This window comes from Streptomyces sp. OR43, assembly GCF_008042275.1.
Lineage (GTDB): Bacteria > Actinomycetota > Actinomycetes > Streptomycetales > Streptomycetaceae > Streptomyces.
On the sequence record NZ_RDBK01000022.1, the window covers coordinates 208,465 to 215,340 of the forward strand.

Below are 6,876 nucleotides of genomic sequence, written 5' to 3' on the forward strand. Positions count from 1 at the left end.
GTGACGCTGTCGCGTTCCCCGGCCCGCCCCGGCGGGGGCGCCGTGACGCACCGCTTCCGCGGTTCGGCAGAGGACGCCGATCAGTCGTTCACGAGCTGGCGCTCGCGGGTGTGGCGGTTCTCGGGAACCGGCAGGCCGAGGTTGCCGCGCAGCGTGTCGGCCTCGTACTCGGTCCGGAAGAGGCCGCGCTTCTGCAGCAGCGGAACCACACCGTCGATGAACCGGCTCAGGTCGTCGTTGTTCCGGAAGGCGAGGTTGATGCCGTCGAAGGCGCCGGCCTCGAACCACTGCTCGATGGTCCCGGCGACGGTTTCCGGAGACCCGACGAACGGAGATCGACGGAACGCGCTGACCGACTCCGCGACCTGGCGCAAGGTCAGCTTCTGGACCCGGGCTCGCTCGATGATCTCCGCAGCGCCCGTCCGGCCCCCCTTTTCCGCGAGGTGGGAGACGTCCGGGAAGGGGGCGTCCAGCTCATGACCGCTGAAGTCGTACGCGCCGAAGGAGCGGCCCAGGAGCGCCAGATTGCGCTCGAAGTTGTTGTCCTCCTCGAAGATCTCCCGCTCCCGGCGCCTGGCTTCCTCGTCGGTCGCGCCGACGACCGGGCCGCCGTGGATGAAGACCTTGATGTGGTCGGGGTCGCGTCCGTAGGCGGCGGTGCGCGACTTGATGTCGGCGTAGTACTCCTGCGCCTGCTCCAGAGAACCGCCGGGCGCGTATATGCCCTCTGCCACCCGCGCGGCGAGGTCACGGCCCTCGGCGGAGACCCCGGCCTGGAAGATGACCGGCTGACCCTGTGCGGAGCGGGAGATGTTGAGCGGGCCGGCGACCTTGAAGTGCTCCCCGGCGTGGCCGAGCGCGTGGAGCCTGGCCGGGTCGAGGAAGACGTCGCGCGCCACGTCGGCCGGGAAGGCGTCGTCCTCGTAGGAGTCCCACAGGCCCCGGGCGACCTGGACGAACTCCAGGGCGCGGCCGTAACGGGTGGCGTAGTCGAGATGCTCGTCCAGACCGTAGTTCTTGGAGGTACCGGTGTCGAAGCTGGTGACCACGTTCCATCCGGCGCGGCCGCCGCTGATGTGGTCGAGGGAGGCGAACCGGCGGGCGAGATTGAACGGCGAGTTGTACGTCGAACTCGCCGTTCCGACCAGGCCGACGTGCCTGGTGTGCGTGGCGACCGCGGACAGCAGGGTGAGGGGTTCCAACCGGTTGAGGTAGTGCGACGGGTAGGTGTCGTTGATGAACTGGCTGTCGACGATGAACAGGGCGTCGAAGAGCGCGTGTTCGGCCGCCTGGGCCTGCTGGATGTAGTAGTTGATGTCGATGCTGGCGTTCTTGGCTACGAGCGGGTCCTTCCAGAGGCCGTGCTGACCGGGCCCTCCGACTCCGACCGGGTGCAGTGCGAGATGGATCTTGCGGGACATGGATGTTCCTTTCGAGGGGCCGGCCGGGACGGCCAGGTCGTGAGGCGTTGGCATGCCCGGATGATCAGGCGTTCAGCAGCGCGCGCAGTGCTTCGCGTTCGGCCCGGTCGGCAGGGCCCGTGCGCAGGGTCGGGGCCGAGCTGACGAGTAGTCGGGTGTAGGCGTGCTGGGGGTGGCTGATGACGTCCCGGGCGGTGCCGGTCTCGACGAGTTCGCCCCGGTACAGCACGGCGATGCGGTCGGCGGTGCCGGCGACGGAGCCGAGATCGTGCGAGATGAGGACGAGGGCCACGCCGGTGGCCCTGAGTTCCTTGAGGATCTCCAGGACCTGGACCCGGTTGGCGGAGTCCAGCGCGCTGACCGGCTCGTCGAGGATGACCACCCGGGGTTCGGTGACGAGGGCCCGGGCCACGGCTATCCGCTGGCGCTGCCCGCCCGAGAGTTCGCCGGGCAGCCGTTCCAGCAGTTCCTCGGACAGGTGGACGCGGTCCAGGAACGAACGGGCCCGGGCCGCAGCCTCCTTGCGCGGCACCCCCTGGACGAGCAGCGGTTCGCTGAGGGAGTCCTCGATGGTCAGGTCCGGGTCGAGACTGCGCAGCGGATCCTGGAAGACGTACTGGATCACCCCGCGGCGGCGCAGCGTACGCCACTGACGGCGCCCGTACGCGCTCACGTCCTCGCCGTCGACGCGGACCGAGCCGGCCGATACCGGCACGAGGCCCAGAACGGCTCGGGCGAGCGTGGACTTGCCGGACCCCGTCTCGCCGATGACGCCGAGGGTTTCACCGGGGGAGACGCTGAGCGAGACGCCGTTCAGGGCCCGGCGGCCACGACGGCCCCGGCCGTAGCGCACCTCCAGTCCGCTGACGTCCAGGACGGCACCGGGGAACTCCGCGCTGCCGGACGGTGCGAACTCGGTGGTCACGCCGCCTCCTTCGGTGCGAGGAACTTCTCCAGGCCGTACTGTTCGTGTTCGTGGATGAGCAACTGGGTGTATGCGTGCTGGGGATCGTGGAGGACGGCGCGGGTCGGGCCGTGCTCGACCACCTCTCCCTCTCGCATCACGAGCACCTCGTCGCACAGTTGGGAGACGACGGCAAGGTCGTGGGAGACGACCACGAGCGCCAGGCCGGTGCGCTCGCGCAGTTCGGAGAGCAGGTCGAGGATCTCGGCCTGGACAGTGACGTCCAGCGCGGTGGTGGCCTCGTCGGCGATGAGTGTCCGTGGTTCGACGGCGATGGCCGCCGCGATCAGGACGCGCTGGAGCATGCCCCCCGACAGTTCGTACGTGTACTGGCCGTAGACCAGCTCCGGGTCGTGAAGCCGCACCGCCCGCAGCAGCTCGACGGCGCGGTGCCGCGCCGCGCGCCGCTTCAGTCCCTGCTTGGTACGCAGCACTTCGGCGATCTGGGCTCCGACGCGGATCGAGGGGTTCAGGTAGGACGCCGGGTCCTGGAAGACGGCGCTGATCGTGGAGCCGCGCAGGCCGGTCCACTGACGGGGTGTCAGGGTCGCGATGTCCGTCCCGGCGATCTCGATGGAGCCCGCGGAGACCTCGAAGTGCGGCGGCAGGATGCCGAGCGCGGCCCGGCAGGTGAGCGTCTTGCCGCTGCCGGACTCACCGACGATGCCGACCGCCTTGCCCGGGGTGAGCTCAAGGCTGACCCCGTGGACGATCTCGCGGTCCCTGACGCGGTCGGTGATGCGTACGTCGCGCAGGGCGAGCACCGGCGGGGCGGGCGGGCCGGCGGTCGCCGCGGGTGCGGCCCGCCCGGTCGCGATGTTCGGGGACAGCGTGGTCACAGGGAACCTCCGGCAGGGGCGGGACCGGTCCGGTCGGGGCGGTGGGCGCGGACCTTGCGGTGGTTGGCCAACGCACGGCCCGCCTCACCGGAGACGTCTCGCATGGCATCGGCCAGCAGATTGCAGGCCCAGACGGTGATCATGATGAGCAGGGCGGGCGCCACCGGAGCCCACGGCTGGTGGCTGAGGTAGCCGAGGTCCGAGGCGAGCAGCCCGCCCCAGGTGGGCGCGGGAGGCTGGACTCCGATGCCGAGGAACGTCAGGCTCGAAACGATGACGAACCCGACACCGATGGTCTGCGCGAGCGCGACCGCGATCGGCGGGAGAACCTTGACCCAGACGTGGCGCCGCACGACCCACGCGATGGAGGCCCCGGAGACGATCGCGGCCTCGACGTACGGGGAGCGGGCGACGGCCAGCGTGGCGGCGCGGGCCACCCGGTAGAAGAGCGGGGAGACCAGCGCCCCCGTCACGAGCATGGCCTGGGTGATGCCGTTGCCCAGCAGAGCGATCACGGCGATGGCGAAGAGCAGGAACGGAAGAGCGACCAAAGTGTCCGCCAGGCGCAGCGTGAGCCATTCGAAGACCCGGCCGAGGTAGACCGACAGGATGCCGGGAACGGCGCCGACGACCAGTGCCATCAGCGCCACTTCGAGGGAACCGAGGACACTGACGCGTGATCCGTCCAGGAGCCGGCTGAACACGTCACGACCGAGGTAGTCCGTGCCCAGCCAGTGAGCGTGTGACACGGACGCGAGCGGGTGGTCACTGGTGGCCAGGGGGTTCTGCGGAGCGAGCCAGGGGCCGAGGACGGCCAGCAACGCGACGACGACGAGGATGGCGACGGCGATCCGTCCGGACGTGAGCGCGAGTACGCGGCGCACCATGGTCACACTCCTCGCTGGGATGCCGGCATGACGCGGGCCAGCACCAGATTGATGATCAGGTTGAAGGAGACGACCAGGACGATCGAGACGACGAGAACGCCCTGTACCGCGGGTACGTCACCGGCCTGGGCGGAGTCGTTGGCGAATCGTCCGAAGCCCTGCAGACCGAAGATCCACTCCGTCACCACGGACGCACCGACCAGCGCGGGGAACTTCTGGCCAAGCGTCGCGAGGGCGGGCCCGATGCCGTTGCGCAGGACATGGCCGAAGAAGATCCGCCGGGGGCTCAGCCCGCGTACCACCGCGCCCGTCACGTAGTTCTCCTCGTACGCGGCGATGAGACTGGCGCGCAACTGGCGGGCCACGTCGGCGATGACGTCGAAGCTCAGCGCGAGCGCGGGCAGGGTGATGTGCGCGAGCCACGGGCCGACGCCCTGCTCCGCCGGGATGTAGCCGGCCGAGGGGAAGAGCCGCAGTCCGACCGCGAGGACCGCGACCAGCACGATGCCGACGACGAAGGCCGGCATCACCGAGATCACGGTGACGAACCCGGTGATCGCCCGGTCGACGGCGGTGGTGCGCCGCAGCGCCGCAAGGGTGCCGAGGCCGAAGCCGACGACCACCCCGATGACCAGGGCGAACGTCGCGACCGAGAGGCTCACCCCCAGGCCGAGTCCGATCAGCGTCGAGATGTCGGCCCCGTTGACCCAGCTGGTGCCGAGCTGCCCGTGCAGCACACCGGAGAACCAGTCCCAGTACTGGGTCAGGAAGGGCTTGTCGAGGCGCCAATGGGCCTCGATCCGGCCGATCGCCTCGGGCGTCGCCTGCTCGCCCAGCTGGATGCGTGCCGGGCTGAGTCCGCTCAGCGACCGCAGGGCGAACGTCACGAAGGTGGCGACCAGGAACACGGGCACGAAGATCGCGACCGACCGGCCGAGGGCGGCCAGCAGACGGCCCGTCGCGTGCCGGGTCCTGGCCGCGGCCACCCCGCCGCGGTGGGCGGGTGCGGACTGTGGGGCGGTAGTCGTCATGGGGCTGCCTCCTCTCTTCCGTTCTCTTCTGTGAGTGGTGGTCAGTTGGCGCCGGAGACCGTCACACCGGTCCAGTCGATGTGGGCGGGGTTCTTGGGCAGGCCGGAGACCTGCTTGCTCTTGGCGAAGAGGTTCGGCGAGGAGTAGGTGAAGATCAGCGCGTTGCTCTTCAGGCCCGCCCGGGTCGCCTCCCGCAGCGTCTTTGCGTACTGCGGCGAGTCCAGCGGGGTGCGGCGGACCTTGCCGACCGCTGCCTCGAAGCCGTCCGGCTGGTACGGGGTGCTGAGGTTCAGCGGGCCGTCGGGGCCGAAGTGGGCGGTGAGCGTCTGTACGGCGGAATCGCGCCCGGTCGTCGAGTACAGCGAGAAGGCCAGGTCCTTGGCGAAGAAGGGGGTGGCCCAGTTCTTGTCGATCTTGATGGTGACGCTGATGCCCACGGCGGCCAGTTGCGACTGGACGATCTCGGCCTGGGGGTCCTCCGCCGGGATGACCAGGTTCAGCTTGATGTTGCCGGCCCGGTGACCCGCGTCGGCGAGGAGCCGCTTCGCCTTCGCCGGGTCGTACGGGTGGGAGTTCTCGGACTCGGGGTCGTAGGCGACGTACTTCCTCGGGAACGGCTGGTCGGTCACCTCTCCGTAGCCGAAGGTCAGCTTGTCGACGAACTCCTGACGGTTGACCGCGTAGCGGAGGGCGTCGACGACCCTTTCGTCGTCGAACGGGGCCTTGTTGACGTTGATGCTGAGGTTCGAGGCGTTGAAGCCGGGCTGCGAGAAGACGTCGAGGCCGGCCTTCTTGGCGGCGTCGGCCTGGCTCGGATCGAGGTCGGCGAAGTTGTACACACCGGTCTGGAGACCCGAGACGACCGTCGAGGCGTCGGGGGCCGAGGTCAGCTCGACGTCGTCGATGTGGATGTTCTTCGCATCCCAGTAGCCGGGGTTCTTCCTCAGGACGGCCTTGGTGCCGGGAATCAGCTGCTTCACGATGAACGGCCCGGCACCGACCGGGTTCTGGTCCAGCTTCGCGGGGTCGTTCGCCGCCTTGGGGCTGGCGATCTGCAGGACCCGCTCTCCGAGGAGCTGCGGGATCTGGTAGTCGACCTGAGACAGGTGGAGAACCGCGTCCAGCCCGTTGGCGTCCACCGACTCGATCGAGGTCAGATCGCCGAACAGGGCAGAGTTCTTCTGCTTCTTGGCGCGCTCGATGGCCGATTTGACCGCGGCCGCGTCGACCGGCTCGCCATCGCTGAACTTCAGCCCCGGGCGCAGGTGAAAGGTGATCAGGTCGCCGCGATCGTTGTACTTCCAGCTCTCCGCGAGATCGGGGACAGCCTTGCCCGTCTCGTCCGTGCGCGTCAACGATGCGTACACCAGGGCGAGTTCACGGAACTGTGCGCCGCTGCCCGAGACCACCGGGTCCCAATGGCCCGGGAAGTACGGGGAGGCCCACTTCAGTGTGGAGCCGCCGGCCGAGGCGGAGACGTCGCCGCCGCAGGCGCTGAGGGCGGGCGTGAGCAGAGCGACGAAGGCGGTTGCGAGGGCGCCGGCCCGCAGGCTACCGGCCCGCCGGGCCGTCCGGGCGATCGGTCCGGGGCGGAGCGTCGTGAGTCGTGGGGACATCTCATTCTCTCTGTGGCGAGGCCCCGAACCGGCTCGGATATACCGGGACATAAGGGGCGGGCGAAGGCAGGCGGGGGCCATGGATCCAGGCGGTGCTGCGGCGAGGGTGGGCATGGGG

The 6,876-nt window shown here is 69.6% G+C and carries 6 protein-coding genes; all 6 read right to left on the reverse strand.

The window, feature by feature from the left end; translation table 11 throughout:
- Positions 1 to 80: 80 nt before the first annotated feature.
- The 6 genes from EAO72_RS10755 to EAO72_RS10780 all read right to left on the reverse strand — a co-directional run bounded on the left by EAO72_RS10755 (position 81) and on the right by EAO72_RS10780 (position 6,758).
- Positions 81 to 1,421, reverse strand: coding sequence for an NtaA/DmoA family FMN-dependent monooxygenase (locus tag EAO72_RS10755; protein ID WP_148017024.1), 1,341 nt, complete (start codon positions 1,419 to 1,421; stop codon positions 81 to 83).
- Between the two features lie 64 nt (positions 1,422 to 1,485).
- Positions 1,486 to 2,346: an ABC transporter ATP-binding protein gene (locus tag EAO72_RS10760; protein ID WP_148017025.1), complete on the reverse strand. Its 861-nt coding sequence runs from the start codon at positions 2,344 to 2,346 to the stop codon at positions 1,486 to 1,488.
- Positions 2,343 to 3,224 (reverse strand): ABC transporter ATP-binding protein, encoded by an 882-nt coding sequence (locus EAO72_RS10765; protein WP_148017026.1) that lies wholly within the window; start codon positions 3,222 to 3,224, stop codon positions 2,343 to 2,345. Before EAO72_RS10765 ends, EAO72_RS10760 begins: the two co-directional genes overlap by 4 nt.
- Entirely contained in the window at positions 3,221 to 4,111 is an 891-nt protein-coding gene (locus tag EAO72_RS10770) for an ABC transporter permease (protein ID WP_148017027.1), read from the reverse strand. The genes EAO72_RS10765 and EAO72_RS10770 overlap by 4 nt, the downstream gene beginning before the upstream one ends.
- A 2-nt stretch (positions 4,112 to 4,113) precedes the next feature.
- Positions 4,114 to 5,142 (reverse strand): ABC transporter permease, encoded by a 1,029-nt coding sequence (locus EAO72_RS10775; RefSeq protein ID WP_148017028.1) that lies wholly within the window; start codon positions 5,140 to 5,142, stop codon positions 4,114 to 4,116.
- A 41-nt stretch (positions 5,143 to 5,183) separates the two neighbouring features.
- Positions 5,184 to 6,758 (reverse strand): ABC transporter substrate-binding protein, encoded by a 1,575-nt coding sequence (locus tag EAO72_RS10780; RefSeq protein ID WP_148017029.1) that lies wholly within the window; start codon positions 6,756 to 6,758, stop codon positions 5,184 to 5,186.
- Positions 6,759 to 6,876 lie beyond the last annotated feature (118 nt).

Coding starts and splice junctions, on each gene's coding strand:
- EAO72_RS10755 (WP_148017024.1), bottom strand. CDS start 1,421: ATGTCCCGCAAGATCCATCTCGCACTGCACCCGGTCGGAGTCGGAGGG.
- EAO72_RS10770 (WP_148017027.1), bottom strand. CDS start 4,111: ATGGTGCGCCGCGTACTCGCGCTCACGTCCGGACGGATCGCCGTCGCC.
- EAO72_RS10775 (WP_148017028.1), bottom strand. CDS start 5,142: ATGACGACTACCGCCCCACAGTCCGCACCCGCCCACCGCGGCGGGGTG.
- EAO72_RS10780 (WP_148017029.1), bottom strand. CDS start 6,758: ATGTCCCCACGACTCACGACGCTCCGCCCCGGACCGATCGCCCGGACG.